This is a genomic window from Bariatricus sp. TF06-38A (assembly GCF_027690675.1).
GTDB lineage: Bacteria > Bacillota > Clostridia > Lachnospirales > Lachnospiraceae > Allocoprococcus > Allocoprococcus comes.
This window is the reverse complement of record NZ_JAQFCE010000015.1, coordinates 634-26,291: the sequence shown is the minus strand read 5'-3', so window position 1 is coordinate 26,291 and position 25,658 is coordinate 634. Positions and strand designations below refer to the sequence as shown.

Here is a 25,658-nt window from a genome sequence, read left to right as displayed (position 1 = left end):
AGAAACGGGTTTTGTGAGATATGAGCCACAGTATATAAAAAGCGAGCCATAACTCACTTTCATGAGCATGGCTCGCTGCTGCGTTATTGGAATATTTTTCGTAGTGGCATGGGCGTCCGCCGTACAAACGGTAAACCCCGCCTTATTTTGACCTCCTTTGTGTTGGCGCTCTCATCCATATCCCCCTTTACTCCGAAATATGAGTTATAACTCACTTTGCATGAGCTGTATGGTTATTTATATGAGCGGAAGCACACCCTACAATGATGTAGAGGTGATGTGTAGTGAACAATCCGCTGGATCTATTTGCATGGAAGGTGCGGTCAGAACGGAAGCGCCAGCATCTGACGCAGAAGCAGTTAGCTGAACGCCTCGGTATGAACCCCCGCACGATCATAGATTTGGAGACCTGCCAGAGTAATCCGAAATTTGAAACGGTGGTCCTTGTCGCCAAAGAACTGAATATCAGCGTGGACGCCGCTATCTTCCCGGAAATGGTAAATCAGACAGTCTCGAAAACAGTCGTGGACTTCTTTGCCGGGAAAAGCGAAGCAGAGATCGAAAAATTTATCGCGCTCTGCAAACAGGCGGAAGCCTTCCAGAAAGACGAGTAACGCGGTCGGGTTCGATGTGCCCGGCCGCGTTACTGTTTCACCCGTTTGCTATGCGGGCAGTTTATTCTTCTTTTGTTTTGTAAGCATTTTTCAGATGCTCGAAGGACTCCTGGCTGATGACATGCTCCATCCGGCAGGCGTCCTTTTCCGCCGCTACAGGGTCTACTCCAGCCTCGATCAGCCGGTCGGTAAAGAAGAGGTGCTTTTCGTAGATTTGCTCCGCCACTTCCCGGCCCACGTCGGTCAGGTGCAGGAAATAGTCGCTGTCCATTGTCAGGAAGCCCCCGTCCCGCAGGGTCGCCACCGCATGGCACACACTGGGCTTTGACACCTCCATGTGCCGGGCCACATCTACGGAGCGCACCATACTGCGTTTCTTTTGGAGAACAAGGATGGTTTCCAGGTAGTCCTCCCCGGACGCATGAAGTTTCATCTGAACCTCCTTTACTGAGCCAGCTTCCAGCCGATGGCCTCCTGTCTGGCCGATACAAAATCGGCATACAGGCCCTTTTGCTGGATCAGCTCCGCATGAGTGCCGCGCTGGACGATATGAGCGTTGTCCAGTACAAGGATCTGATCGGCGTTGCGGACGGTTTTCAGACGGTGGGCAATCATGATGATGGTCTTGTCATGGGTCAATGCCTCGATAGCCCGCTGCAATTCATCCTCATTCTCCGGGTCAATGCTGCTTGTTGCCTCGTCCAAAATGATGATAGGTGCGTCCTTCAGCATGGCGCGGGCGATGGAAATCCGCTGTTTCTCGCCGCCGGACAAAGTACCGCCTCCCTCGCCAATCACGGTGTCATAGCCATCCGGCAGGGCAGAAATAAAGTCATGGCAGCAAGCCTTTTTCGCCGCTTCAACCACTTGTTCATGGGTGGCGTCCGGGCAGCCAAACTTGATATTGTTCTCAATCGTATCTGCAAAGAGGTATACGCTCTGGAACACCATCGAGATATTCTTCATCAGGCTGTCCAGCTTGAAATCTCGTACATCCGTACCGCCTATAGTAATCTTCCCGGCATTCACATCCCAAAAGCGGGCAATCAGATTGCACATAGTTGTTTTGCCAGCGCCAGAGGGGCCGACTATCGCCGTTGTTGTCTTTTCCGGGATGGTAAAGCTGACTTGATCCAGTATTTTGCGGTCTGCGTAAGAAAAATCCACCTTGTCAAACACGATCTCACTGGACTCCGGCGTAATGTCAACGCCTTTTTCATCCATTACCGGCGTGTCATCAATGGAGTTTGCCGTATCCATCGAGGCCGCCAACATTTGCAGCAAAGAGGCCATATTCCCGGCGTTCTCCAAATCGTTGAACACCATGAAAGAAGCAATTACCAAAATCAGGCCATAGGCCAGCGGCAGGGAGCCGTCCAGCCAGAACCAGACCGAGGCCAAAAGCAGCAGGACGCTGAACACCCGGACAACGGCCTGTTTGATGGCGTCATAGGGAACACTGGCCTTTGTCAGTTTCAGGTTGTCCCGGCAGCTCGCCTTAATTGCACTGCCAATAGACTGCGTGCTGTCCCGTTCCAGTCCAAATGCTTTAACAATCCCCATGCCCTGAATGTACTCCAACACGGACTCTACAAGGGACTCCTGTGTGTGCTGGCGTACCCCGCTGAGCGCGGCAGATTTGCGAAGCGCCAGTTCCGCCGCCGCAAGGTAAATCAGGACACCGGCAGCGGCCACAAGACCGATCCGCCAGTCAAATACCAACAGGACGATGACGAGGGCAACCGAGTTGAAAAAACCGCCCAGCACTGACACCAGAACACGAGCTGCTGAGTTCTCTACATCACCCAAAGTTGTTGTGACAATGGCGGTAATATTCCCGATACTATTCTTGTTGAAGTAGCCCATCGGGATGTAGCGCAGCCGATCTCCGATGTGGATACGCTTTTCCGCCACCATGCAATAGCCGGTTTCCGTCTGCTCCATCGTGGAAAAATAGGTCGTGATGATACGCCCAATGAGGGAAACGGCCATAATTCCCAGCGAAATGCAGATAAACTTTCCGTCCCGGTTGTCAGATACTAACGCGCCGATCACTACAAAGAGGGCGGCAAACTGCATGGCTGAAAACAGCCCGGACAGGAATGAGAATAACAGGGATTTTTTTAGAAGCCCCTTTTTGCTGCCTGCAAAAGCAAAGATTTTTTTCAATGTTCCATACATCTGACAACACCCCCTTACATCTGGTCTTTCGCGCCGATGTGCGCCTGCCACATATCCCGGTAGAGGGGGCAGGTTTCCAGCAGCTTCTCATGCGTACCCTGTGCGTGGATGGTTCCATCCTTCACCACAACGATGTTATCTGCGCCAACAATGGTAGACAGCCGGTGTGCGATCACAATCAGGGTCTTGCCGACAGTTAAAGTGGAAATGGCTTTCTGCACCAGCGCCTCATTCTCTGGGTCGATATAGGCAGTTGCCTCGTCCAAAATGACAACCGGCGCATTTTTCAGCATGGAGCGGGCGATGGCAATCCGCTGGCGTTCACCGCCGGAAAGATGGGAACCGGCACTGCCGACAACCGTATCATAGCCATTATCCAGCTTGCGGATAAAGGCGTCGCAGCCGCTTTGTTTGGCTGCCTGCTCCACCTCTGCGTCCGTGGCACTGGGTCTTCCCATGCGGATATTCTCCCGGATACTGCGGTTAAACAGGTAGTTGTCCTGAGATACATAGGAAATCTGGTCTGCAATTTCAGACAGCGGCATATCCTTCAGCTCATGGCCGCCTAGGGTAATGCTGCCGGATGTAACATCCCAATACCCGGCAATCAGCTTCGCCACCGTAGACTTGCCGGAGCCGGACGGCCCTACAAGGGCGGTCATAGTTCCGGGGTGGATGGCGAGATTCACATCATGCAAAACCTCTGTTGTCCCGTCATAGGAAAAAGACACAGACCTAAGAGAAATGCCGGTGTCTGCCAGCTTGACCGGCGTATCCTTATGGTTCAGTTCTTCAGCGTTCAAAAGCTGGCTGATTTCTTCCACATTTGTCCCCAATACGGCCAAATCGTCCGTAAAGGTAAAGGCCGCGATAATCGGCCCAACAAGGCCCAGCGAGAAAATTACGATAGACAGGAAAGTGGAAAGTTCCAGGCTACCGGAGAGCCAGAACGCGAAGCCGCAGGGTAGCACACAGATCAACACCGAGGGCAAAATGGCGTTGTAGGCGCTCATGGTTTTCTGGTTTTCTCTCATCCAGTCCACATAGTAGTTGGCATTGTAGTTTACTGCGTCAGAATATTTTTTGTAGGAACCGGCGGATTGACTAAATGCTTTGACTACCTCAATCCCACCAATGTACTCTACAATGGCGTTTGCCATCTGCTTTCCCGCTTTAACCGCGCCCTCCCACTTAACGGGATAGTTCTTCATGCCAGCAGACATAACAGCAAGGCCCACCACCAGCGTGACAAGGGACAGGAGAGCCATGCGCCAGTCCATGACGAATAGATACACGACAATTACCAAAGGCACCAGCACATTTGCAGTCATTTCCGGGATCAGGTGTGCGAAGGTTGGCTCCATCCCTTCTACCCGGTCAACAATCGTCGTTTTATACTGGCCGGACGGAGTATCTAAAATCGTCCCCATCGGGACGCGAGCCAGCTTTGCGGTGATATTCTCCCGCAGATCACGCAGCGTGTAATAGGTCGCTGTGTGAGAAATTGTTGTGGAAAGATTTGAGAATATGACTTTTCCCAAATAACCGCAAAGCGCAATAACACAAGCTGCTGTATAGTGCGAAAAATTCTGATCCCCGGACAACATCAGCGTAACAATATGAGCTACACAGAAATAAGGCACCATCTGGCAGGCTACGCCTAATACCGCAAGGGCAATGCTGCCGATGAATTTCCCGTGATAGGGTTTGCCCCATCCCCATAAGATGCCTATGGGTGACTCCTTCTTTTCCTCCTTCATTTTACAGATACCCCCTTTATGAAATAGTTTCTGATTTTTTCAAGACCCGCCTCATCCATTTTGAATTGGTCAATGATGGAACCGTTCTCAAAATGGACAATATCCGTACAACAGTCTAATATCAACTCAAGATCATGAGTAATGACATACACGGTAATACCCGTGTCCCTGACTTGTCGCAGGACATTTGCAACCTCTTTCATGTGTTTATAATCAAGGCCGCTGGTCGGTTCATCAAAAAATAAGATAGAGCGTTTAGAAGCGATTGCCGAGGCAATCGCTACCCGCTGTTTTTGGCCGCCGGAAAGGGACATGGGATGCCTGTCCTTAAAAGCCAGCAAATCTAACCGGTTCAGGATTTCCTCTGCCCGCTCCTGGTTTTCTTCCTCCATACTAATCAGCACTTCATCAAGAACCGACTCGGTAAAAAGCTGATGATTTACCTCCTGCATGACCATATAGCAGGTACTCAGCCGGTCTTTCGGACGGTATTTTCTTCCGTTCCAGACAATCTCCCCACAGCGCTTCTCCAAGCCGCAGAAACAGCGAGAGAATGTGGATTTACCGGCACCGTTATTCCCAATAATCCCAACAATTCGGTTTGTGGGAATTTCACAATCCATGATATGTAAGGTTTCCGGTTCATTTTTATAGGCAAAGCGGAAATTATGGAGCGCAAGGGCAGTCTTTTCCTGCTGCGGTAGAACCGGAGGCAGGAGACGCTCTAAAGCAAATGTGCGCAGTCCCATATTAGATCGCTGCTGCTCCGTGAGCTGCTCAAATTCTGCCGCAGAATAATCACGGCTCACCTGCCCCTCTGCCAGGTAAATAAACCGATCCGCCAGACCACGGAGATAATAAAGCCGGTGTTCCGATACAATAATTGTTTTCCCCTGCGACTTCCAGAACGCAAGAATCTTTCTCAAATCAAGGATGGACGCTGCATCCAAATTGGACGAGGGTTCGTCCATAACGAGAACATCCGGTTCCATAATGGATACTCCGGCACAGGCAATTTTTTGTTTCTCTCCACCGGATAAGTGAAAGATATTACGATCCATCAGCTTCTCCAGCCGGAAATCCCGAACCGTTTTTGCAAACCGTTCTCGGATGTCTTTTTCTGGCTGTCCAAGATTTTCGCAGCCAAATGTAATTTCACTGGTTGTATCCACATTGAAAAACTGGGACCGGGGGTTTTGAAACACACTGCCTACAACTGCGGCTGTATCGTAAAGAGGCTGCTCGGAAACCTTTTCCCCATTTACCCATACTTCTCCCGCCATCTGTCCCTCATAATAATGAGGGATCAACCCGTTAATCAGGCGGGTAATCGTGGTCTTTCCACACCCGCTTTCACCGCAGAGGACAACAAACTGACCATCTTCTATATTTAGATCAATATCCCGGACGCCCCCGGTATTTTCGTTTTCTTCTCCATAGGAAAATGAAATATGGTCAATCTTTATCATAAGCTCACCCCCTTAAAAAGCAAAATACTGTCCCATCAAAAACAGCGCAAAACATAAAGCACAGAGCAGAACAGCAATCATGTCCTGAATATGAAAACCAATCTGACATACGTTGGTCCGTTTGACCGGAGCGCCAAGCCCCCGCGTCAGTGCAGCGGCGGAAAGTTCATCCCCAATTTTTACAACGGACACCATCAGCGGTACAAGACGGTATTCCACCATTAAAAATGGGTTTTTCCCACCAAATCGTATGCCTCTCATTTTCATTGCGTCCCGGATTGCCTGGTATTCTTCGCTGATTGTGGGGAAGAAACGAAAAATAACAGACATAGGAATTATAATTTTTTCTGTCAGGTGCATACGTTCCATAGAACCGATAAACTCACTGACTGAGGTTGAAGAAAGCAGATAGGCCCCCGTCATAATGCCTGGGGCAAACCGCGTCATAATGGATGTAATTGCCAAAACCACAAAGGACAACAGACCACTTAATGTCGTCAGAGCTATGCGTTCCAATACAAAACAGGCAAGATATAAAAACAGATACTTGCCTGCCGTTTTGAAGCGGCGTTCCGACAGGATCAGCACAAAGGGGATCAGGCTTAACACAGGTTTTATAAAATTCATAATCCCTTCGTTGCTGGTGCTGAACATCAATGTAGTAACCGTCAGCAGCAAAATCAACTTCGTGCGCGGATCAAGCCGAATCCCTCTGCGATTGTCCGTTGTGGCAGAGAAGGATACCCCCTCCATCATGCAATTCCCGCTTTCGCAAAGTGTTTTTTCAGGAGTGCTTTTCCAAGCAGACCGCCCAAAATGGCAAAGACAAAAATCCCGGCAACCACAAGGATAATGCTCCACATCGGCATGACCGCCATTACCCGATCGGCGTATTCCTCACCGAAACTGGCGGCAAAGCTGGCCCAGGAGTCTTCGACCATAAAATACATGGGGATGTATGTACCGACCATCCACAGACTGAATACTGCATAACCAAGAATACTTTTCTTTGCACTTTTATAATCGCCGGATTTCAAAATCAGGTCTCCAAGCAAGCCGAAAATCAGCCCCATAGGCACACCCCAGAAACCCATGCCGGTAAGCCCCATCAGCAGGCCGCTCAAAACGCCCATGATTGTAACCATGCCGAATTTCTTAACCCTGGTGAGGAACAGCATGAAAGGGATGCCGGTAATCAGCGACCACAGACTTCCGAGGACAGGAAGAAAGATCGGAACAAACCCAATGGGAATAGCAACACAGCACCCGATGACAAAGTAAAGAACCGTGAACAGACCGAGGTTAATCAGGTCTTTTGTTTGTAACTTGTTATTCATAACGAATACCTCCATTCATTTGCTGGTTAGCATTTACTAACCTCTCTATAAGATACCATAGTACGACACAGTTCTCTACAACCAATCGTCTTTTTAGCTCCAAACAGCAACGAGTTTTAAGGTTGACCGGCTGGGTTCCTGCTTTTATAATAGAATTACCAATTCAAGCAGACCCGCCAAAAAACCGAATAGTAGGAGTTATGAAATGAAGATAGATGAAATCATTAAGAAAAGCATTGAAGTCCCCGGTATATCCATAAAACGCAGTGAATATAGCGCCGAGCTCATCTTAAAAGAGAAAGATGGAAAAGGCGCTATGACCTTTTTCCCATTGTTTCCCGGACTCACCTTAGCCTATATTTTTATAAATTCACCCACATGGGCAGCTCCGGACTTTCGTGATAATGGCTCCATAGAAACAGGCCCGCTGCTCTTAAATTACTGCGTAACCGGGCGGTGTGAGCTCATTCTGAATAACGGAAACTTTGTGTATGTGAAAGACGGTGAAATATCTCTGACAGAACGCTTTGCCAGACAGCAATATGTTTATCCCCGCCGAATTTATGAAGGTATGGAGTTTTTTATTGATATGGATGCCGCAGCAGAGCAAAGTACCTGGATACAAACGGAATTTGATATTGATTTCCACAAAATCAGAGAGCTTTACTGCCCGGCTGGAAGCACTTATATCTCGGCCATTTCTCCCGAAATAGAAGAAATACTAAAAAAACTGTGGTCCTTGTTGGATATCTCTGTGCCGCTTTCCATTATGCAAATGAAAATCTATACCCTGGCGCTTTTTTCGCTGCTCCAGAATCTGAAAGAAATACCGCCTTCTCAAGCCTGTACATTCTTCACAGAAACACAGGTAGATATTGCAAAGCGTGTGGAAAAAATCATCACTTCTGATCTGCGCCAGCACCATCCTGCGTGGGAACTGGCTGCACAGTTTTCCATCAGTGAAACCAGCCTGAAAAACTATTTCCGGGGAGTTTTTGGACAGAACATCTCCGTGTATCTGCGTGAAACCCGTATGAAAAAAGCCGCAGAATTACTTTCTACCACAAAGCTGTCTGTAGCAGAGGCAGCGGAGCAGGTTGGATATATAAACCAGAGCAAATTTGCTTCGGTATTCAAAAAGCAATTTGGTCTGTCCCCACTGGAATACAGACGAGCGAAAACTTTAGAGAAAAGTTGAAATACTACGGAACAAGAAAAAGCCACGGCAGAACACTCCATAACAGAGGTTCAGTCGTGGTTTTTTTGTTTTTCTTTATGGATACAGCCATTTTCCCACCTTCAAATTGTAGTATTAGTAGAGGGAGAAATAGAAGGTAGGGTTTCGATAGCAAGCACAGCAAGCGAGTACCCGCTTGCAAATTTTGAGATTTTCAGGTCCCTTGCCCGAAAATTCAAAATTGCTTGTTGGGATAGTCCCAAACCCTTATAAAGAACGGAGGCGGCGCATGGCAAACCGAAAGCGGAATATCCAAATGAAATTCTATGTTACGGAGGATGAAAAACGGCTCATAGACGAAAAAATGAGTCAGTTACCCACACGCAGATATGGCGCCTACCTCCGTAAGATGGCGATTGACGGGTATATCATCTATACGGACACCGCAGATATCAAGGCATTTACCAAAGAGCTTTCCGCCATCGGGCGGAACATCAACCAGATCGCCAAGCGGATCAACGCCGGAGGTCCTGCGTATCAGGCCGACATGGACGAGATACGGGAAAGGCTGGACGAGATATGGCAGTTACAAAGACACATCCTATCAAGTCAACGCTGAAAGCAGCCATTGACTATATCTGCAACCCGGAAAAGACGGACGGAAAGCTGCTTGTTTCTTCCTATGGCTGTGCCGCCGAAACTGCGGATATCGAATTTGCCTGGACCCGCCGCCATGCCATCGACAAGGGAACGAACCTGGGCCGCCATCTGATCCAAGCCTTTCAGCCTGGGGAGGTCACGCCGGAACAGGCCCATGAGATCGGCATGGAGCTCGCAAAAGAAATCCTGGGCGGCAAGTATGAGTTTGTCCTTACCACCCACATAGACAAAGATCATGTTCATAACCACCTGATTTTCAATGCGGTCAGCTTTGCGGATCACAAGCATTATCATTCCAACAAGCGGAGTTATCACTATATCCGCCGTACCTCCGACCGGCTTTGCAAGGAACACGGTCTGTCTGTCATCATCCCAGGACAGGACAAGGGCAAGAGCTATATTGAACATCAGGCTACGCAGAACGGCACCAGCTATAAGGCAAAGCTGAAAGCGGCCATCGACCGGCTCCTGCCAGCCTGTTCCAACCTGGAAGAACTGCTTTGCCGCCTGCAGAGGGAAGGTTATGAGATCAAGCGCGGCAAGTATATCTCCGCCAGAGCGCCGGATCAGGAACGATTCACCCGTCTGAAAACCCTGGGTGCAGACTACACCGAAGAAGCCCTTGCTGCCCGGATCGCCGGACGCGCCAGACCTTCCCGCCAGCCGAAACAGCAGGACGGAAAGATCAGCCTGCTCATTGATATTCAGAACAACATCAAGGCGCAACAGAGTGCAGGCTTCACCCATTGGGCGAAACTGAACAATCTGAAACAGGCCGCCAAGACCATGAATTTCCTGACCGAACACGGGATAAGCAGTTATGGAGAACTGGAAAGCAAACTGACCGCAGTATCCGCACGCAGGGATACCTCTCATGCAGAGATCAAGCGGATAGAAAGCAGAAGTGCCGAACTTACCCTTGTGATGAAGCACGCCGGAACTTACCGTCAGCTAAAGCCTCTTTATGACAGATACCGTAAATCGAATGATAAAGAAAAGTTCCTGCGGGGGCATGAGAGCGAGATCATCCTTTTTGAAGCGGCCGCCAGAGAATTAAAACGGCTGGGGACTGTGCCGCTGCCGACAACGGAAAGCATGAAAACGGAGCTTGCCAATCTTAACGCAGAAAAGGAACGGCTCCTTGCTGAATATAAAGCCGCAAGAGCCGAAGCCCAGAAATACGAGACCGTTAAGCAAAATGTGGATGCGCTGCTGACCGTTGCAAAGGAACAGGAACAACAGCGGCGGCATGAACTGGAATAAATTTCTTTGAGAGACGCTGGGCGCAGCTCCCGGCATCCTGTATAATGGAACTGCGGAAGGAGGTTTTACCGATGACAAGAAGCGAAGCAATCAAAGCATTTTTCTTCAAAAGCGTATTGCCCGTGACCATGGCACTGATCCTGTATTGTATCTTCAAATCCGCCTGCGTGAAGAACGGAGAGCTTGACTATGTATGGCTCGGGATACTCTGCGGGCTGCCGTTTGGTCTCCATCGGATGTGCCTCTGGATCGTGCCGGGCGGCGACACCCTGGGCGGAGGGGTTGCCCTGTTCGCGTTGAACTTCATTATCGGCGGCGTGATTGGTGGTTTCGTCCTGGCATGGCGGCTGATCGTGGCGGTGTGGTATGTGCCGCTGACGGTGTACCGGCTGATCGTTGGATGATTTTTTGCGTCATGGAAATATGGAAAACTGCCGCTCGTGCCGTTGGAAAAGGCATTCACAACCTGATGGAAAAAGACAAGCCTTTTCCCACAAGTCTGCAAACAGCTTTCCCACAGCCTCACAATCCTGGCAGTTTACACACATTCCCACAACGCCTACTGCGGCGGCTATCCATCCTTTCCTATCCAATCCTAATGAGAAAATACTATGGAAATTCCTTTTCAACGGAGGTACAATTTGTACCCCTGTTCAAACAACAGAACCGTGTTAAAGTAATTTGATGATAGAAAAAAGAAAAAGCGGGAGTACAGCCAATCGGATGAACCGAAAAGCTGTACTCCCGTTTTGTGTATCAGAAAGTGTTTGAAATCGAGCCATTTTCTCTATGTGCCAGCAAGCAGACCGACACATGAGAAATCATAAAGGCTCCCTTTGAAAATACGGACACAGGGAATTATTCTGCGGTTTTTCCACCCTTATCTTCACAGATTTTAGATCGTTTGGAATTGTAATACGGACAAGCGACCAGACACGCCCGGAAACTCTGCTTGCAGCCATGAACACATTTTTTACAGATATGGTTATACTGCCGCCTGCCGTTCTCGCCCAGGAAGAACGCCCATTCCAGCCGCCACTTCTTGCTTCGGCTCATAGGCAGTCCTGCTCCGGCACATCACGACCGGGCTTCTTGCCCTCCTGGGGCTTATGCTCGGCACATTCCCGTTTGGCGTCCTCCAACCGCTCATGGATGGAAGACTTCTCTGGCGTTGCCCGCTCTGCATACTCCTGGGCTTTTTCCAATTCTTCGCCGCGTCTGCCGTTGTTGATAACGCCGTCGATCATGCCGTAGTCATCCTCCAGCGTCATTTCAGCGGTGCGGAGAGGATTGTCCTTTTCCGGCTGTTCCGCTGCCACGGCAAAGGCCCGTGTGCCGTTTCCCATGATAAGATATTTTCTATCATCGGAAATATGGTGGACACCGTAACCGGCCGCCTCCATCTGTTCCCGGCTCATAGCCGTCACCTGAAAGCTGCCCCTGGGTGTCTGCACACGCTCGCCGGTCTCAAAACGGTCTGGCAGATAAGCGAGGTCTTGCTTCTCTGCTGGGACAGGAAGAACAACGATATTGCCATTGATCTGCATAAATTGTTCCGGCGTTTTGAACTGTTCCGTGTATTTCTGGATCAGTTCCGGGGACAGGGATGCAAAATCGTCCTCACCAAGTCCAACCACCAGGAAAGTCCCTGCTACGATATCATAAATTTCTCCATTTTCATCCCGCAGCCCACGGTTCAAATCAAGCCCTATGAGCTTTCCTTCATCATTGCAAACCAGCGCCACCGGGTCAGAATAGGGATAAGTTGCGCCAATGTCTCCGCCGACCTCCGCCTGCAGGGAATGAAGATCGGGGTCGATCTCCTTCACATAGGGTTTCTTCATAGGTTCCACTACAAGCACAGTCATCTTTTCCGAGGCAGCCCTTTCCGCAGCGGACAGCATTTCATCCGCATGGGACTTCTCCGGGTCCTCCAAAGCTGCCTTGACCTCCGCCGGGTCAAAATCAAGAAATTCCTCATAGCCCGTGGCGTCCTTGAATTTTTCGATCTCCGAGGGAAGATAGTCCTCCTGCGTCTGCCCCAGCGCCGCCAGCTTTTCATCCAGTGCGGAAATGCGTCCGGCCATCAGGCTTTCGTAAATTTCTTCCTTTGCGGCGTGCGCCTCTGGGTGCTCCGCCGCATACTGCGGGTCGTTCTGACGGAAAAACTCATCCATGTCAAAGGCGATATCCATAGCCCACTCGGATTTTTCTTCTTCGGGAAGATCGTCCTGAAAGGTCATCACCCGGTACTCGTCGGGGATACTGCCGCGCTCACCGTCGTAATACTCATGGAAACTGTCACCCGTATCACGCACATAGCCCTGATCCGTGAAGGTGCCGTTTTCCTCCAACGCAACGTCCCGGCCGTAGGCCTCATAGTCGATGTAATTCTGCAAATGCTCTGGCACCTGCATAACGTCCAGTTCTTCGATGTAATAGCGGCCCAGATCGTCATAGTCATGGATATCGGGGTAAACCTCATAGCAATCCAGATTCTCGGTGAGGTTGATGATCTCCTGCAGGCTGCCGCAATGGTCGCCCATTTCCATACCGGCCTGAAACTGTGCGTATTCGCTTTCGCTCATTTCATCCAGCTTCGATGCCAGATAATTCAGCTCGTCCAGATTTTCATATTCACCCAGCTTACTGTAAAGACCGTCCACATAGCAGTCATAGTCCGTGATGAACCATTCCTCATAGGGATTGCCGAAGTCATCCTTCTGGCCGATCCCGATACGCTTAAACACTTCTTTCAATTCCTCGGCGGTGGTGGGAAACTTCACCCACTCGCCCACAAGCTCGCCCTCATTGTACTTCCCAAGATTGGTGATAAAGGCGGCAAATGGATAATCCTTGTCGTGATCGTAATATGGCATATCAGCACCTCCTCGTATAATAAGTTAAAAGTAAATAGTTTCAGGTATCAGCAGGCTTTGAGGTGCCCGTGATACAATAGCTGTAGGACAGCAGGGTCAAGTTCTTGGACCTCCAGTTGAGCCGCAAGGCTGCTTCATTGTAAGTCCGTTCCCCTGAGCCGGAAGTTAGCTGCAAACTCATTGGCTGTTTGCCAGAACGCAGGCCGCCCTTTCAGCAGTGAGGGCTATCGCATTGGCCGGTTCTGGAATGATTCTGATACGCGAGGTTGCGGATGCTCCGGTTATCATGGGTATCTCAAAGCCTGCTGGCCTGAAATCTCCATGTGGGGAGGTGAAAATTATGAATCCATTATTCGTTGGCATTGATGTGAGCAGCAGGAATAATGTTGCCTATTTAATGAAGCCGGACGGCAGCAAGCACTCCAGCTTCTCCGTGCAAAACAACCTTGGCGGTGCTAAAATACTCTCAGAGAGAATCGTGTCGGCACTGGAATCTGTTCCGCTCAGCGATTTGGTAATTGGTCTGGAAGCTACCTCTATCTACGGGGACAGTCTTGTCTATGCACTCCGTGAGGATGGCAGCTTAGGCCGATTTCAGAGGAAAATCCATGTTCTGAACCCAAAGCAGGTTCGAAAGTTCAAGGAAGCCTATCCTGACCTGCCAAAGAACGATTGGGTGGATGCCTTTGTGATTGCCGACCATCTCCGTTTCGGCAGAATTGCCAAGGAGGTCTATATGGACGACTATCGCTACCAGGCGCTCAGAACGCTTACCCGATCCAGATTTGACATTATTCAGAACCTGACCAGAGAAAAACAGCGGTTTGCCAACTATCTGTTCCTCAAATGCTCCGGTATCGCGCAAGCTAAGGATATTCAGAATACCAGCGCCACTACCATCGCGCTCATGGAACGATTTGAAACAGTGGACGACTTGGCTAACGCTGATCTGGATGAACTGACTGCTTTTATTGCCGAAACAGGACGAGGTAGATTTGCTGATCCAGATGCTGCTGCTAAAGCAGTGCAGGCTGCGGCCAGAGGATCTTACCGGCTGCCTAAGACGGTGAACGACACTGTAAATCAAGCTATGGCCGTTTCTATCGCTTCTATGCGGGCATTGAAGGAGCAGGTCAAGGTGCTGGACAAAGCCATTGAGCAGCAGTTTGAGATCATCCCGAATACATTGACCTCCATCCCTGGCATTGGCAAAGTCTACTCCGCCGGTATCATCGCTGAAATTGGCGATATCCATCGGTTTGATTCTCAAGCCTCGGTTGCTAAATTTGCCGGTCTTGTCTGGCACAGAAATCAGTCCGGTGATTTTGAAGCCGAACATTCTCAGATGATCAAATCTGGCAACCGCTACCTCCGCTACTACCTGCTGGAAGCCGCCAACTCCGTGAGAAGATGCGACTCCGAGTTCCGGCGCTACTATGACCTCAAATTCAAAGAGGTCAACAAGTACCAGCACAAACGCGCACTCGCCTTAACTGCCAGAAAACTGGTCCGGTTGGTCTTTCGACTGCTGAAGGATAACCGCCTGTATATTCCGCCGGAGGACTGAGCGTACCGCCTGCCGCTCTGATGAACAGGCCCTGTTTCAAAATTGGAAGAGGCAGGGCTTGGGTAGGTGTTGCCTTTTTACGGCCGGTACGGTGTAGTTGCACTGTTTTTCTTCAAATTTTTTTGCATCATCTACTTGACTTCGTACCATTGGACTTACAGTTCCGGCGCAGATTTTTCCTTATGGGGCTGCGCCTTGTTTTTCTCCGCACATTCCTTCTTGCCCTGTTCCAGCCATTCCCGGATGGAGGGCTTTTTCTCCGGCTCCGCAGGGCGTTCATGGTTCCACTCGTCGCTCTGCACCGCCGCCAGTAGCTCCCGGTCCTCCGGGGAGAGGGCAGCCACCGCCGCCCTCACTTCGGGTAAATGTTCCAAAGTCTTATTTTCTGCCATTGACACCTTCCTTTCTTTTCGGAAATTCCAGTTTGAAGTTGATGTATTTGCCACCCGTGTCATCCAGGATCACCGCAGCGTCATAAGCAGCCTGTTTCTTTTCAGACCACATTCCCTTGACATTGGTACGTCCCTTTTTCAGAAGGTCCGTTGCCATTTTCTTTGTCAGCTCCTTCTTGCGGCTCGTCCAGAAGCGGTCATTTTTCCAGAGAACGAAACCGCAGGACCGATCCGAACACGCAAAGTTCTTCTTTCCTTCATAGACCGGCTGGCCGCAGCGGAGGCAGGTGCCGATCACTTCCTTCTCCGGGGCAAACAGCTTTTTGCCATCCTCGGAAATGCAGGAATAGGTGGACACGATCTCCTGGACCATCGTGCGGATACCGTCCATGAAGGTATCCGGGTCAGCGCCGCCCTTTGCGATCTCCGTCAATTTTTGTTCCCATTCCGCCGTCAGCATGGGAGAGGTCAGCGGCTCCGGCAAGACCGTGACAAGGTTGATACCGGCTTTTGTGGGGATCAGGCTCTTGCCCTTGCGCTCCACAAATCCGGCTGCTACCAGCTTTTCGATGATAGCCGCCCTGGTCGCAGGCATGCCAAGACCTTTTCGCTCCGCCTCATCGGGAATATCATCCTTGCCTGCGTTCTCCATAGCGGACAGGAGGGTATCTTCGGAGTAGGGCTTCGGCGGCTGGGTAAAATGCTCGGTGACGGAAACCTCCGCACCGTCAAAAGTCTGCCCTTCGGTGAAGTCCGGGAGCGTATCGCCGTCCCCATCCGCAGGCTTTTCCTTCAAGAAGGCACGGAAAATGCGGTTGATTTCCCGCCAGCCTTCAGAGATGACGCGCTTGCCCTTTGCGGTGAAGGAATGTCCACCGCAGTCAAAGGCAGCCGTGACCGCCTCATACACATACGGCTCCGCCGACGCACACAGCAGCTTGCAGCAGACCAGCAGAAACAAATTACGCTCTCCCAGAGGCAGAGCCTTGATATCCGTTTTTTCAATCTCCATCGTGGGGATAATGGCGTGGTGGTCGGATACATCTTTGTCGGAGATCATGGCCTCCACCAGCGGGAAGAAGTTTGTGCAGCCATCAAAGGGCGGCAGCTTTGCCGCCAGATGGATCACGCAGGACGCCGTTTCCGCCATGTCAGAGGTCAGATACCGGCTGTCCGTGCGGGGATAGGTCAGCAGCTTCTTTTCGTAGAGGCTCTGGGCGTAGTCTAAGGTTTGCTTCGCCGTATATCCAAACAGGCGGTTTGCCTCCCGCTGCAAGGTGGTAAGGTCATAGAGCTTCGGCGGCTGTTCTTTCTTCTGTTCCTTCTTGACAGAGGTACAGGTGACGGCCGCACCCTTGCACATGGCCGCTGCCTGTTCCGCCGCTGCCGAATCGGTGAATTTCTCCGACACTGCTTCGACTCCATCCAGCGTCAGGCGCAGCAAATGATATTTTTCCTTGTGAAACAGCGTGATCTTTGCGTCACGCTCCGCCAGCATTGCCAGCGTGGGTGTTTGCACACGGCCTACATTCAGGGTGCGGTGATAGAGGACGGAGAAAAGGCGCGTGGCATTGATTCCCACCAGCCAATCCGCTTTCTGGCGGCACAGGGCTGATTGATACAATGCTTCATAATCGGCGCCGGGGCGCAGATCAGAAAAGCCCTCCCTGATAGCGCTGTCCTCCATCGAAGAAATCCAGAGACGGAGGACCGGCTTGCGGCAGCCGGCCATTTCATACACCAGACGGAAGATCAGCTCACCTTCACGCCCGGCATCACAGGCATTGACGATGGTATCCACATCGGGGCGGTCCATCAGGACGCGGAGATTTTCAAAAGCGTCCTCCTTGCCTGGTGCCAGCACATAGCGGAACGGCTCCGGCAGAATGGGAAGATCATCATAGCGCCATTTCTTGAAACGCTCGTCATAGCCGCCCGCATCCATTGGGGATACCAGGTGCCCTACACACCAGGACACAAGAAGGCCGTTGCCCTCATAAAAGCCATCGGCCTTGGATGAAGCACCCAGGGCCGATGCGATAGATTTTGCCACACTCGGTTTTTCTGCAATAATCAGTTTACTCATTCTTTTCCTCCGTTTCCTCGTCCTCGGTCAGATATTCTTCTTCATCCTCCAGGTCGAAATCATCCAGATCAGCGGGAACTTTCTTGCCCTGCTTCGGTTTCAGTACCAGGAAATAGACCGCTGCGCCACCTCCAGCCGCAAGGATCAGCAGCACCGCCGCGATCGCACCGGCATTGCTTTTCTTTTCAGGCTCCGGATTCTCTGGTTCGGTGGGCTCCGCAGCTTTCTGTTCTGTACCAACACATTCACTAAGGTTTTTTACGCAGACCGGGCAAGCGGTATTGACCGCTCCGGCCTGGCACTTTTCCGTACAGGTGCAGACAATAGGTGTTTCCGCCTTTTCTCCATCCTCCGTAAGCGCTATGAGATCGGCTTCATCCACCTGGTTCAGAAAATGCACGGTTTCCTCGCCCTCGTCATCACGGTCGATAATGAGATAGAACACATTGCCGTTCTTCGTTTCCACTGTAATAAACTGCTTGCCGCTGGCGGTCGGGCTGCCAATATCGTCAATCAGCGAAAGGTTCCCGTCCGGCGTCAGGGCGGCACCGCCATTCAAACCACCGCCCAGCATCCCCAGCAGATTTTCCAGTGTTTCCGCATCCAGAGAGAAAGAACCTCCCCCGGAGCCAGCCTCGCTGTCACTTACCGTCATGTAGCTGGAATAGACATAGCCGACCTTTTCCGGCAGGATGACCTTCATCCAGTCGCCGTCCGTGCCGATCACCTTCACGGTCGTTCCGTTGGGAAGCTGAGTGAAGGCGGTATAATCCATTCCAGCGCCCGTGCGGACATTCAGATTGCCGCCGCCCGTGGTGACGGTGCCGGTCTGCCCGGAGTCATTTTCGCCGGAACTGAACTGGATACCATCCTCGGTGACGGATACCGTGACCTGGCTGCCTGCCAGAGCGGAAAGCAGATCAGAAACATCCCCGACCGTTTCCTGTTCGGTCACGGATTCCGTGCTTTCCTCGCCGCCGCTGGCAAAGGCAGTGATAGAAAAAGCGGCAGTGCTGAGCACCACCGCCAAAAGAGCCGATACCATTTTTGTCATAAAGTTATGCTTCATCTTCGTATCCCTCCGTTTCCTCATTCTCGGTGCCATCCTCCGGCATCATACCTTCCGGCAGGGAGATCATACCGCTGGCATAGGCTTTCAGGAAAGCGGTCAACTCTTTGTTGTCCATCTTCACGGCTTTCACCATGCGGACGATTTCCAGATTTTCTTCCTCTGCAAGCTGGGCCTCCAGCGCACGAAGGCGTTTCTGCTGCTCCGCGATCTTTTCTTTGGTTTTCGCAATGTCATTGCGGATCTTCTGTGTTGTTGCCATAAATCAAATTACCTCCATATCGTTTTTTAGTTGTAGGGCGGTCGCCCGAAAGCGTAAAAGTGGGATTGCCAGTAGCTTGTGTTGATATCTGCATACTGAATGGGGTCGCCGCAATGCAGCATTTTTCCGCCGCCCACATAGATACCCACATGGGAAACGCCCGGTGTATCGTAAGTGCCGACGAAAAAGATCAAGTCGCCGGGTCTTGCGTTGGCAGAGGATACCGGGGTGGAAATGTCGTAGAGTCCCTGGGCTCCCAGCCTGCCCGTATTGCAGACGCCGCTTTGCGTCAGCACCCAGGACACGAAGCCGGAGCAATCAAAAGAAGTGTTTGGATTGCTGCCGCCCCAGACATAGGGATAGCCAATGTACTTCTCCGCCTCGGTAATGAGCGCCGCAAAGGTTTCATCTTCCATTGCGGAAGGTGGGATATCATAGGTGGTGGGCGGTTTGGTGTACTTGTCTACATAGCCGGAGCCTGGGAATAAATCTTCCCGGTTCCCCAGCGTTGCCATATAGACCGCATACAGGGAAAGTGTTTCCTCGTCCATGATGTAGACCGGCACATGGGAAAGGTCAAAGTTTTCCAGCTTTACCTTGCAGATATAGTAATTGTACGGCACTTCCACATCATAGTCGTTTCCCTCACTGTCTGTCCGTGTCTCCGTCCGATAGCGCACCTCCACTTCCACGGTCTGCGTCAGGATGTACTGCTTTTCAAAGAGCATTTGCAGTTCCTCCTGAACCTCATCGATCGTGAACACCCCTTCATGGAACGCCGTGAGAATGGAGATCAGCACATAAGGGTCATGCTCGATCTCGTCCAGGTCAAAACGGTATTCGTCATATCCGGGGTGCAGAGCCTCATAGTGGTCCAGCTCATATTGAAGTTCCTGTTCCAGTTCGCAGTAGGCCGCCTCTGCAGCCAGCATATCCGTGTCCTCGGAGAGATAAGAGGAAGTAAATACACCGCCCACACCGGAGCCCGCCATCATGGAACAGGAAGATACCCCGCCAAACAGCAGAGCAACACAGGCGCCAATGCCGATCACCAACAGAACCGCCCGGCTATGATGCTTGATGTAGAGAAAGGTTTCCTTGAATGCGTCCTTTGCTTTCTGTGCCGCACTTTTTGCCGTGGCTGCGGTATTTTTTGCGGTTTTCTCTGCCTGTCGCAGCTCCTTTGCATAGTTCCGCTTGATCCGCTGTTTCTGCAGAAAGCGGGATACCGGGTTAGAAGCTGCCAATGCAGGATCATCATGCAGTGCCTTTTGATAAAGGTATTCGGCGTTTGCCTTGACCGAAGCCTGCTCTGCCTTCGCTGCGTCACGCCAGGGCTTTGTGCGGTGATGGTGGACGGCTGCACGGACTTTGCCTTTTCCGTAGGCAAGCCCGCGTTCCGTCAGCACTTCGCCCTTGTGTCCAGCCTCAACACCCACATTTTCCTGTTCCACCTCATGCACCTTCGCATGGGCGGCGTGGGCGATCTCATGGACCGGTCGGGAAAGTGGATTGTGCCGCAGGCGTCCGTTGGGGCATTTCTCCACTTCTTCAAAGTGAAGCTGCGTCTTGCCTTTTCCGGCTGTCTCGTCAAAAACACGCTCGGTACGGAGGATTTTCTTTGTGGGGATAGCGGCCTTTGCTGCGTCCAGCCGATCCGCCGCACGGTCGGAACGGTCAATGTATTTCCCAAGTGCGGGATCGGCACGTTCTTCCTCGGTGAATTGCAGACGGGAAGACGGGTGCCGCCTTGCGGCAGAACCATCCCGCACTGCCTGGGTATCAGCCTTTTCCGCTTTTCGTGCGGCTTTCCTCTCATGGCGTTCCGCCGCACGCAGGGCAAGGTCAGCCGCAGCGCCAGCGGATTCTTCCGAAGAAGCGGACAGCTCCGTTTCCGGTTCACGGCTGCTGATATGTTTCATCTCGCCTGTGACAAGGTTTTCCGATACCGCACCGTCACGGGTCATTTTCTGCGTGATCTTATCGGTCGCTTTCAGTTCCCTCATAGGCAGTCACCTTCCTTTCCATAAGGGCAAAAGTCGCCGCAGGTGCCATTCTCGATCATGGCGATATAGCGGAAAATGGGATAGGCCTGGGGCGGGCAGACCGCATTTCCCAAAGTTTTCAGCCGCAGCGCCCGGTCATCCATGCGCTCGGTCATGCGGGGGATTCCTTCCGGTTCGGCGGCCCAGAGGATACGTCCGTCCATCCTTTCGGGAAACCCATGAGCCATTCCACCCAATCCGGGTTCAGCGCCGCCGTTTCGGACACCGGCTGTTCCTGGGAGATGATCTGCGCCGACAGGTTCCCGTCCTTCTTCGCCGGATCGAAGGCCGACGGCTTCAAGGTCGAGCGGAAACCGTCCGACGCCACCGGGGTCAGATAGAATACCGCCGCCGACAGGCTGAGGCTCCAGATCGCCCCGTTTCGGTTCCTCTTGCGGAATATCCCATTGTCCGACAGGAACACATCCAGGCTTGCCGCGTCCCTGGCGGTGTTGTTGTCGGAGGCAAGGGGTGTGGGAAACATCAGCCGCGACGATAAAAGTTCGCTGGCGCTCATGCCATGCGCCGACGCCGCAAGCCGGAAATACGAATGGGAGAACAGCGTATCCCGCTTTTGCCAGGTCAAAGATCGTTTTGTCGAGCCCCATATTGATGAAGCCAGCAACATTTTCCCCAAGCACCCAACGGGGCCGCAGCTCGGTAATAACGCGGCACATTTCCGGCCACAGGTAGCGTTCATCCGCAAATCCCTTCCGTTTTCCGGCGGTGGAGAAGGGCTGACAGGGAAAGCCGCCGGAGATAACGGTAACTGTTTCAAGTCCTGTTTTTTCAAAAAACGCCTCCTTCGTGAAAGTAGTAATATCCCGGAACCTGGGAACATCCGGCCATCGTGAGGAGAGGACAGAGTGCGGAAAATCCGCCCACTCACACTGGCAGACGGTTTCAAACCCGGCAGCCTCTGCCGCCAGGTCCAGACCGCCAATGCCGGAAAACAGGCTCACATGGGTCAGTTTATTCATGGTTCTTCGGCGCACGGAACGGTTCGATCTCACTTTCCAGCTCCGCAAGGACCGCCTCCATATCCGCCGTGACCGCCTTGCTTCTGGCAATCAGCCGATTCATCACATCAAAGAAGGTTTCTCCCTCCTGTTTTTCTTCCGTATGCAAATAGCGGGGATCATTCATGTTCGTTTTCTCCTTTCCCGGTTTCACCAAGTTTTGTCGTCATAATGCTGTAAAGTTCATTGTCCTTCGGGAAGTCATCCACAAAAGGCAGGATCACATTGCCGAAGAAGATCAGCCCCTCGCCGGGGCCTGCGTTGCTGATATGTGCCGCCTGTTGGTTGGAGATATTCAGGCGCTCGCAGAGGATTTTCCTGTCTCCGCTGGCCTGGTTCAGAAGGTACACAAAATCGCTGTTTTCAAAGATGTTCTCGATCTCCGAGGAGGAAAGCAGGTCCTTGATGTTCTGCGTAATTCCCGTGGGGATACCGCCCCATTTGCGAAAGCGTTTCCAAATCTCCACGCTCCAGGAACCAACCTCGCCCCGCAGCAGAAGGTGGAACTCGTCCACGAAATACCAGGTGGATTTGCCCTGATCCCGGTTTTGGGAAACACGGTTCCATACCTGGTCCTGGATCACCAGCATACCCAGGCTTTTGAGCTGCTTTCCCAGCTCCTTGATATCAAAGCAGACAATGCGGTTGTTGATATCCACGTTGGTACGGTGGTTAAATACATTCAGGCTGCCATGCACATACAGTTCCAGTGCCGCCGCGATCCGCTGTGCCTCCGGCTCCGGCTGCCGTTTGATCTCGTCATACAAATCTTCCAGCAGCGGCATATTCTCCGGGCGGGGGTCTGCAATATAGGGGCGGTACACGATCCGCACAGCACGGTCAATGACCGTTTTCTCCACCGGCTCCAGACCGTTCCGTCCGCCTGCCGCCAGTTCGCAGAATGACAGGATAAAGTCGGATTTCAGCGCCAGCGGGTTATCGTCCTCGCTATAATTGAGGTTGATATCCATAGGATTCACATACTGCGTGCTGGTAGGTGAGATTTTGATGACCTGTCCTTCCAGACGGTTCACCAACGGAAAATATTCAGCCTCCGGGTCGCAGATCAGGATATCGTCCTTTGTATTCAGGAACACACCCACGATGGAACGCTTTGCGGAAAAACTCTTGCCGCTGCCGGGCGTACCTAAGATCATGCCGTTGGGCGTTTTCAGCTTTTTGCGGTCAGCAAGGATCATATTGCCGGAAGTGGCATTGAGCCCGTAGTAGAGGGCTTCGCCGCCGTGGAAAATCTCCTGTGTGGTGAAGGGAACGAACACCGCCACCGCCGAAGTGGTAAGCCCGCGCTGTATCTTAATGCGGTTGACACCCAGGGGCAGAGCCGACACGAAGCCGTCCTCCTGCTGAAAGTCCAGCCGCACCAGGGAGCAGTTATATTTCTGTGCCACGCTTGCCGCACGGAGAAGGTCATTCTCCAGCTTTTGCTTGCTGTCTGTAAAATTCACCACCAGGAAGGTCATCAGGAACATTCGCTCATTTCTGCTTTGCAGGTCACGGAGGATGTTCTTTGCCTCGCCTGCGTAGGTGGCAAGATCGGTGGGGATGATATCCATATCGAAACCTTCCCGCACCGCCTTTTTCTGCGCGTCGATCTTCATACTGTCAATGTCAGTGATCTTCCGCTTGACCGTTTTGATCGCCTCGTTCTGATCCATGCTGCGGATATGGAGGCTGACAAGCAGCCCGCTGTCCGTATCCAGCAGTTCGGTGAGCATACGGTCATCCATTTCCGGTGCGCTGATCTGCAGAAAGGACACGGCACAGAATTTATCCGCCATCGTGAACTTCCGTGCTTCACCGAAGCGGAAGGAAGAAGGTGCGATAAAATCCTGGACCGACAGGCCGGAAGGGGCAAGCCAGCTCCATTCAAAGGCAAAACGTTCCCCGTCCGGGTGCAGGATGCCGTGGAGCATTTCCAGCCACTCCTTGCCGCCAAGCTCTTTTGCCAGAGCACCCATGACCTTGAAATGGTTGAGGGCATCCATGACGATTCGGGAAAATCGTGCCCGTGCGGTTTTGCTGTCCCGTGCCTCGATGGTGAGGGTCAGGTACTTTGTTTTGATAAGACCGTTGTTGCCCCGTTCAAGCTGCTTGCGGAGCATCTGCGTGTAAAGCTCACGGATATGGTCGAAGTGATCTCCCTGCGCTGCGATCTCGATACGCTTCACAAAATCCTCCCGGTTCATGCGGCGGCTCACAAGGGAGAGCTGCATCCCGATAGAAGCATCATGGGCGTTATACATATCGCAGAGGGCTTCAAAAATCGCCGTCTGGTCGTCGGGCTTTGCAAGCTGATAATTCACATCCTCGAACTCGATACACTTCGACCAGGTGTGGTCGTCCAATTTGCACAGACCGTCCGGGTACATCTGTCGGAAAGGTAAAGTATCCTGCGCGGAATGTACCTTGCCGTCGCCTCTGGCAGTTTCCAGGATACGGCTGATCTCACGCTTTTCTGCGGCGGTGAGCTTTACCGCTGGTTTTGCCGCCTGCCGTGCCTGCGGCTCTGGCTTTCGCTTTCTGAACAATGGCTTTCACCTCCTTTTCCGCCTGGGTCTGCCGCTCCAGGGCTGCGTAGAAATTGTTTGTCTGATAAGGCCGCTCCTTCGTCCGCAGGAACATACAGCGGATGACCTGTCCGGCCACCACCTCCAGGGGTTGGCCGTGTCGCTCATACATGGCGAGCAGAAAGAACGGGAGCATGACGATAATCATGCAGAACGCGGCGGCGCTGTTGCTGGCCGTGCGTCTGAGCAAAAAGAAAAGCGGTACTCCGATGAGTGCCGCCGCTCCGAAACATATAAGCTGCCGTTTGGTAAGCCCAAACAGCACTTTGGATTTTACTTTCGTCAAATCCTTTGGAATGGTTACATACGCCAATTTATCAAGCCTCCTTAATGCGCTCCGAACAGGCTCTTAGAGAGGCTGCCGGTCTTGAACAGGGCGAAGCACAGCAGGACCGTGTAGCCCATGCAGGCCCATATCGCGCCTGAAATATTTCCGTCCGTGGCGATACTCTGTACCAAAACAGAGTAGATTCCCACGCACACCATGATTAGAAATGCCTGGAACGCCAATGCAAACAGGGATTTCAAGTAGTTCTGTCCTGTATGGCTCCAATCCCGGTTTGTCATAGTGGCAAGCGGAATTGGTCCAACGGAAGTTGTCAAATACACCTCGATCATGCGGCCGTAGATGACAAGCATGATACAGATGGAAAGGGCATTCATGGTAAGCCCCACGAAAAGGGACTGGAACCACAGCCCGAACAGTTCTCCCGTGCCCAGGGCTTCAAGCTGCGCCTCCATATCCGTGATGACGCTGCTGATATCAATGGAGGTATTCCCGATGATGACGCCTGCGCTGCTGTTTACAACGCTTTGCCCCACATCGAAGATACCCATGACGATGTTCCATGTGTTCGTCACAATGAGAACGGCACAGAAGGTTTTGAAAATCCACTTGAAGAACATCCAGGTATCTACATCATGCAGATTGTTTTTCTCTGTCACAAGCTGGATCAGCTCATAACACATTACGAATGTCAGGATAACCCCGGCGATTGGAACGATCACCGTTTCAGAGAGGTTTCGGATCATAGAAAAGACGCCGCTGTTCCATGCCAGCGGCGTCTGTCCCACTTCACCGGCGATCTCGCCTACTTTGGTATTGACCGTATCGAACATGCCCGACAGGTTTCCCGTGATCCCCTCGATGAGCAGCCCTCGGAGCCATTCATCGAGTTTGTCGAGTATGCCGCCCATAAGCGATCACCGCCGGACGATCAACCGAACAGGCCGGAGAGCAGAGGTACAAGGGTGATGCCGATGAGGGCGACACCGCCGCCGGCCATCAAC

At 51.9% G+C, this 25,658-nt stretch carries 25 protein-coding genes; 6 read left to right on the top strand and 19 right to left on the bottom strand.

What is annotated here, in order from left to right; genetic code table 11:
- The first annotated feature begins 317 nt into the window (after positions 1-317).
- Complete coding sequence (locus PG418_RS11845) at positions 318-614, top strand: helix-turn-helix transcriptional regulator (RefSeq protein ID WP_498837445.1); 297 nt, start codon at positions 318-320, stop codon at positions 612-614.
- A gap of 61 nt (positions 615-675) precedes the next feature.
- Here PG418_RS11845 and PG418_RS11840 read toward each other — a convergent pair whose 3' ends face one another.
- From PG418_RS11840 to PG418_RS11815, 6 genes are read right to left on the bottom strand one after another with little or no spacing between them, the layout of a single operon-like run.
- Positions 676-1,047: a metal-dependent transcriptional regulator gene (locus PG418_RS11840; protein ID WP_296037107.1), complete on the bottom strand. Its 372-nt coding sequence runs from the start codon at positions 1,045-1,047 to the stop codon at positions 676-678.
- An 11-nt stretch (positions 1,048-1,058) separates the two neighbouring features.
- Positions 1,059-2,795, bottom strand: a complete 1,737-nt coding sequence (locus PG418_RS11835) for an ABC transporter ATP-binding protein (RefSeq protein ID WP_498837444.1) — start codon at positions 2,793-2,795, stop codon at positions 1,059-1,061.
- A gap of 14 nt (positions 2,796-2,809) precedes the next feature.
- Positions 2,810-4,555 carry an ABC transporter ATP-binding protein gene (locus PG418_RS11830; RefSeq protein WP_498837443.1) on the bottom strand — a complete coding sequence of 582 codons (1,746 nt, stop codon included), beginning with the start codon at positions 4,553-4,555 and terminating at the stop codon, positions 2,810-2,812.
- A complete protein-coding gene (locus PG418_RS11825; RefSeq protein ID WP_498837442.1) occupies positions 4,552-6,024 on the bottom strand; it encodes an ABC transporter ATP-binding protein in 1,473 nt (490 codons plus the stop codon). Before PG418_RS11825 ends, PG418_RS11830 begins: the two co-directional genes overlap by 4 nt.
- A 12-nt stretch (positions 6,025-6,036) precedes the next feature.
- Positions 6,037-6,780, bottom strand: a complete 744-nt coding sequence (locus tag PG418_RS11820; protein WP_244139670.1) for an energy-coupling factor transporter transmembrane component T — start codon at positions 6,778-6,780, stop codon at positions 6,037-6,039.
- On the bottom strand, positions 6,777-7,361 hold the full coding sequence (locus PG418_RS11815; RefSeq protein ID WP_040462692.1) for an MptD family putative ECF transporter S component: 585 nt from the start codon (positions 7,359-7,361) through the stop codon (positions 6,777-6,779). The genes PG418_RS11820 and PG418_RS11815 overlap by 4 nt, the downstream gene beginning before the upstream one ends.
- Positions 7,362-7,566: 205 nt before the next feature.
- Between PG418_RS11815 and PG418_RS11810 the strand changes: the two genes are divergently transcribed.
- From PG418_RS11810 to PG418_RS11795, 4 genes are all read left to right on the top strand, one after another.
- Positions 7,567-8,559: an AraC family transcriptional regulator gene (locus PG418_RS11810; protein WP_412305054.1), complete on the top strand. Its 993-nt coding sequence runs from the start codon at positions 7,567-7,569 to the stop codon at positions 8,557-8,559.
- Positions 8,560-8,827: 268 nt separating this feature from the next.
- Positions 8,828-9,157, top strand: a complete 330-nt coding sequence (locus PG418_RS11805; protein WP_071143469.1) for a MobC family plasmid mobilization relaxosome protein — start codon at positions 8,828-8,830, stop codon at positions 9,155-9,157.
- Positions 9,118-10,461, top strand: a complete 1,344-nt coding sequence (locus PG418_RS11800; protein WP_498837441.1) for a relaxase/mobilization nuclease domain-containing protein — start codon at positions 9,118-9,120, stop codon at positions 10,459-10,461. The genes PG418_RS11805 and PG418_RS11800 overlap by 40 nt, the downstream gene beginning before the upstream one ends.
- Positions 10,462-10,532: 71 nt before the next feature.
- Complete coding sequence (locus PG418_RS11795) at positions 10,533-10,865, top strand: DUF6050 family protein (RefSeq protein ID WP_498837440.1); 333 nt, start codon at positions 10,533-10,535, stop codon at positions 10,863-10,865.
- Between the two features lie 454 nt (positions 10,866-11,319).
- On the opposite strand, the gene PG418_RS11790 is transcribed toward PG418_RS11795, so the two are convergent.
- The gene (locus tag PG418_RS11790) at positions 11,320-11,517 is read right to left on the bottom strand and encodes a hypothetical protein (protein WP_117513596.1); all 198 of its coding nucleotides are present in this window, start codon (positions 11,515-11,517) and stop codon (positions 11,320-11,322) included.
- Entirely contained in the window at positions 11,514-13,340 is a 1,827-nt protein-coding gene (locus PG418_RS11785; RefSeq protein ID WP_498837439.1) for an antirestriction protein ArdA, read from the bottom strand. The genes PG418_RS11790 and PG418_RS11785 overlap by 4 nt, the downstream gene beginning before the upstream one ends.
- 340 nt (positions 13,341-13,680) lie before the next feature.
- Here PG418_RS11785 and PG418_RS11780 point away from each other — a divergent pair, with 340 nt between their 5' ends.
- The gene (locus PG418_RS11780; RefSeq protein ID WP_186970776.1) at positions 13,681-14,907 is read left to right on the top strand and encodes an IS110 family RNA-guided transposase; all 1,227 of its coding nucleotides are present in this window, start codon (positions 13,681-13,683) and stop codon (positions 14,905-14,907) included.
- A gap of 155 nt (positions 14,908-15,062) precedes the next feature.
- On the opposite strand, the gene PG418_RS11775 is transcribed toward PG418_RS11780, so the two are convergent.
- The 11 genes from PG418_RS11775 to PG418_RS11725 are packed head-to-tail and all read right to left on the bottom strand — an operon-like array spanning position 15,063 to position 25,654.
- A complete protein-coding gene (locus tag PG418_RS11775; protein ID WP_117513595.1) occupies positions 15,063-15,299 on the bottom strand; it encodes a hypothetical protein in 237 nt (78 codons plus the stop codon).
- On the bottom strand, positions 15,286-17,385 hold the full coding sequence (locus PG418_RS11770; RefSeq protein ID WP_498837438.1) for a type IA DNA topoisomerase: 2,100 nt from the start codon (positions 17,383-17,385) through the stop codon (positions 15,286-15,288). Before PG418_RS11770 ends, PG418_RS11775 begins: the two co-directional genes overlap by 14 nt.
- Positions 17,378-18,454, bottom strand: coding sequence for a CD1107 family mobile element protein (locus tag PG418_RS11765; RefSeq protein ID WP_498837437.1), 1,077 nt, complete (start codon positions 18,452-18,454; stop codon positions 17,378-17,380). Before PG418_RS11765 ends, PG418_RS11770 begins: the two co-directional genes overlap by 8 nt.
- The gene (locus tag PG418_RS11760) at positions 18,444-18,716 is read right to left on the bottom strand and encodes a DUF4315 family protein (RefSeq protein ID WP_498837436.1); all 273 of its coding nucleotides are present in this window, start codon (positions 18,714-18,716) and stop codon (positions 18,444-18,446) included. The genes PG418_RS11765 and PG418_RS11760 overlap by 11 nt, the downstream gene beginning before the upstream one ends.
- A gap of 26 nt (positions 18,717-18,742) precedes the next feature.
- Positions 18,743-20,722: a C40 family peptidase gene (locus PG418_RS11755; RefSeq protein WP_498837435.1), complete on the bottom strand. Its 1,980-nt coding sequence runs from the start codon at positions 20,720-20,722 to the stop codon at positions 18,743-18,745.
- Complete coding sequence (locus PG418_RS11750) at positions 20,719-21,741, bottom strand: DNA cytosine methyltransferase (protein ID WP_498837434.1); 1,023 nt, start codon at positions 21,739-21,741, stop codon at positions 20,719-20,721. The genes PG418_RS11755 and PG418_RS11750 overlap by 4 nt, the downstream gene beginning before the upstream one ends.
- A complete protein-coding gene (locus PG418_RS11745; protein ID WP_199488081.1) occupies positions 21,734-21,907 on the bottom strand; it encodes a hypothetical protein in 174 nt (57 codons plus the stop codon). The genes PG418_RS11750 and PG418_RS11745 overlap by 8 nt, the downstream gene beginning before the upstream one ends.
- The gene (locus PG418_RS11740; protein WP_498837433.1) at positions 21,900-24,329 is read right to left on the bottom strand and encodes a VirB4-like conjugal transfer ATPase, CD1110 family; all 2,430 of its coding nucleotides are present in this window, start codon (positions 24,327-24,329) and stop codon (positions 21,900-21,902) included. Before PG418_RS11740 ends, PG418_RS11745 begins: the two co-directional genes overlap by 8 nt.
- Positions 24,247-24,681 (bottom strand): PrgI family protein, encoded by a 435-nt coding sequence (locus PG418_RS11735; protein ID WP_307252910.1) that lies wholly within the window; start codon positions 24,679-24,681, stop codon positions 24,247-24,249. The genes PG418_RS11740 and PG418_RS11735 overlap by 83 nt, the downstream gene beginning before the upstream one ends.
- 14 nt (positions 24,682-24,695) lie before the next feature.
- Positions 24,696-25,565, bottom strand: a complete 870-nt coding sequence (locus tag PG418_RS11730; protein ID WP_021739912.1) for a VirB6/TrbL-like conjugal transfer protein, CD1112 family — start codon at positions 25,563-25,565, stop codon at positions 24,696-24,698.
- A gap of 20 nt (positions 25,566-25,585) precedes the next feature.
- Complete coding sequence (locus PG418_RS11725) at positions 25,586-25,654, bottom strand: Maff2 family mobile element protein (RefSeq protein ID WP_498837455.1); 69 nt, start codon at positions 25,652-25,654, stop codon at positions 25,586-25,588.
- Positions 25,655-25,658 lie beyond the last annotated feature (4 nt).